Here is a 3,244-nt window from a genome sequence, read left to right as displayed (position 1 = left end):
CCCTCAGTGTTTATGAGTCACCGTGGGGCGTTGTTCTCGACCGTACATCGAGAACCACATAGTGGACGCTTGCAGCTTATTCAAACTGGTGTGTTATCAAATTATTGGCTTATTAGTACCGGTCAGCTCCGAGGGTCTTTAGTCCCCTCTTCCACATCCGGCCTATCAACGCAGTAGTCTAGCTGCGAGCCTCTCCCCCGAAGGGATGGAAATCTCATCTCGAAGCCGGCTTCCCGCTTAGATGCTTTCAGCGGTTATCCGTTCCGAACGTAGCTAATCAGCGGTGCTCCTGGCGGAACAACTGACACACCAGAGGTTCGTCCATCCCGGTCCTCTCGTACTAGGGATAGATCTTCTCAAATTTCCTGCGCGCGCAGCGGATAGGGACCGAACTGTCTCACGACGTTCTAAACCCAGCTCGCGTACCGCTTTAATGGGCGAACAGCCCAACCCTTGGGACCTACTCCAGCCCCAGGATGCGACGAGCCGACATCGAGGTGCCAAACCATGCCGTCGATATGGACTCTTGGGCAAGATCAGCCTGTTATCCCCGAGGTACCTTTTATCCGTTGAGCGACAGCGCTTCCACAAGCCACTGCCGGATCACTAGTCCCGACTTTCGTCCCTGCTCGACTTGTCAGTCTCACAGTCAAGCTCCCTTGTGCACTTACACTCGACACCTGATTGCCAACCAGGTTGAGGGAACCTTTGGGCGCCTCCGTTACTTTTTAGGAGGCAACCGCCCCAGTTAAACTACCCACCAGGCACTGTCCCTGAACCGGATCACGGTTCGAAGTTAGATATCCAATATGACCAGAGTGGTATTTCAACGTTGACTCCACCTGAACTAGCGTCCAAGCTTCACAGTCTCCCACCTATCCTACACAAGCCACACCGAACACCAATACCAAGCTGTAGTAAAGGTCACGGGGTCTTTCCGTCCTGCTGCGCGTAACGAGCATCTTTACTCGTAATGCAATTTCGCCGAGTTCGCGGTTGAGACAGCTGGGAAGTCGTTACGCCATTCGTGCAGGTCGGAACTTACCCGACAAGGAATTTCGCTACCTTAGGATGGTTATAGTTACCACCGCCGTTTACTGGGGCTTAAATTCTCAGCTTCGCCTTGCGGCTAACCGTTCCTCTTAACCTTCCAGCACCGGGCAGGCGTCAGTCCGTATACATCGTCTTGCGACTTGGCACGGACCTGTGTTTTTAGTAAACAGTCGCTTCCCACTGGTCTCTGCGGCCTTCGAACGCTCCAGGAGTAAATCCCTTCACGCCTCAGGCCCCCCTTCTCCCGAAGTTACGGGGGCATTTTGCCGAGTTCCTTAACCACGATTCTCTCGATCTCCTTAGTATTCTCTACCTGATCACCTGAGTCGGTTTGGGGTACGGGTGACTAAAACCTCGCGTCGATGCTTTTCTTGGCAGCATAGGATCACTGATTTCGTCCGTGAGGACTACCCATCGGGTCTCAACCTTCATGAGAGACGGATTTGCCTATCTCTCGGCCTACATCCTTAGACCGGGACAACCATCGCCCGGCTCAGCTACCTTCCTGCGTCACACCTGTTAATACGCTAACCGCACCAGCATAGGGTCGCACGCTAGGCCCCACGCTTCACCCCGAAGGGATCCATCTAGAGGATTCAGATGCTTAGCATTACTGGATTAGTTTGGGCGGTTTTTCGCCAGTACGGGAATATAAACCCGTTGTCCATCGACTACGCCTGTCGGCCTCGCCTTAGGTCCCGACTTACCCAGGGCGGATTAGCCTGGCCCTGGAAACCTTGATCTTTCGGAGGACGGGTTTCTCACCCGTCTTTCGCTACTCATGCCTGCATTCTCACTCGTGTAGCCTCCACGGCTGGTTTACACCGCCGCTTCGCTGGCCACACGACGCTCTCCTACCCATCAACACGGCTGAACCAACACCACAAGGGTGCGGCTTACCAAAAATATCAATGCCACAACTTCGGTGGCGTGCTTGAGCCCCGTTACATTGTCGGCGCGGAATCACTTGACCAGTGAGCTATTACGCACTCTTTCAAGGGTGGCTGCTTCTAAGCCAACCTCCTGGTTGTCTGTGCAACTCCACATCCTTTCCCACTTAGCACGCGCTTTGGGACCTTAGTTGGTGGTCTGGGTTGTTTCCCTCTCGACGATGAAGCTTATCCCCCACCGTCTCACTGCTGCGCTCTCACTTACCGGCATTCGGAGTTTGGCTGACGTCAGTAAGCTTTTAGGCCCCATCGGCCATCCAGTAGCTCTACCTCCGGCAAGAAACACGCAACGCTGCACCTAAATGCATTTCGGAGAGAACCAGCTATCACGAAGTTTGATTGGCCTTTCACCCCTATCCACAGCTCATCCCCTCCATTTTCAACTGAAGTGGGTTCGGTCCTCCACGACGTCTTACCGTCGCTTCAACCTGGCCATGGATAGATCACTTCGCTTCGGGTCTAGGACATGCGACTGAATCGCCCTATTCAGACTCGCTTTCGCTACGCATTCCCCTCTCGGGTTAAGCTCGCCACATATCACTAACTCGCAGGCTCATTCTTCAAAAGGCACGCTGTCACCAGAACAAAGCTGGCTCCAACGGTTTGTAAGCAAACGGTTTCAGGTACTATTTCACTCCCCTCCCGGGGTACTTTTCACCTTTCCCTCACGGTACTTGTTCACTATCGGTCATGTAGGAGTATTTAGGCTTATCAGGTGGTCCTGACGGATTCACACGGGATTTCTCGGGCCCCGTGCTACTTGGGATACTCTTCGGGCGATTGCTGCATTTCGACTACGGGGTTCGCACCCTCTATGACCAGGCTTTCAATCCTGTTCGTCTATACAACGCTCTAACCCTCACTGTTCGGCAGAATCAGCAGAAAAGTCCCGCAACCCCGACCATGCAACGCCTGCCGGCTATCACACATGATCGGTTTAGCCTCATCCGGTTTCGCTCGCCACTACTAACGGAATCACTATTGTTTTCTCTTCCTGTGGGTACTGAGATGTTTCACTTCCCCACGTTCCCTCTACCCGCCCTATATATTCAGGCGGGAGTCACCAGGTCACCCAAAGGGCCTGGCGGGGTTTCCCCATTCGGAAATCCTCGGATCACAGTTCGTTTATCAACTCCCCGAGGCTTATCGCAGATTACTACGTCCTTCTTCGGCTCTACATGCCAAGGCATTCACCGTTTGCTCTTAGAAATTTGAAATCACATGAGTTTGAATCGATTAAG

At 53.3% G+C, this 3,244-nt stretch carries 1 rRNA gene; it reads right to left on the bottom strand.

What is annotated here, in order from left to right:
• Positions 1-92: 92 nt before the first annotated feature.
• Positions 93-3,220: ribosomal RNA gene (locus tag E3O54_RS01430) — 23S ribosomal RNA — on the bottom strand.
• Between the last annotated feature and the right edge of the window lie 24 nt (positions 3,221-3,244).

Origin of the sequence: Cryobacterium sp. TMT2-4, from assembly GCF_004402575.1 — a bacterium.
In the GTDB taxonomy this organism is placed as follows: Bacteria; Actinomycetota; Actinomycetes; order Actinomycetales; family Microbacteriaceae; genus Cryobacterium; species Cryobacterium sandaracinum.
This window is presented reverse-complemented; position numbering and strand designations above follow the sequence as displayed.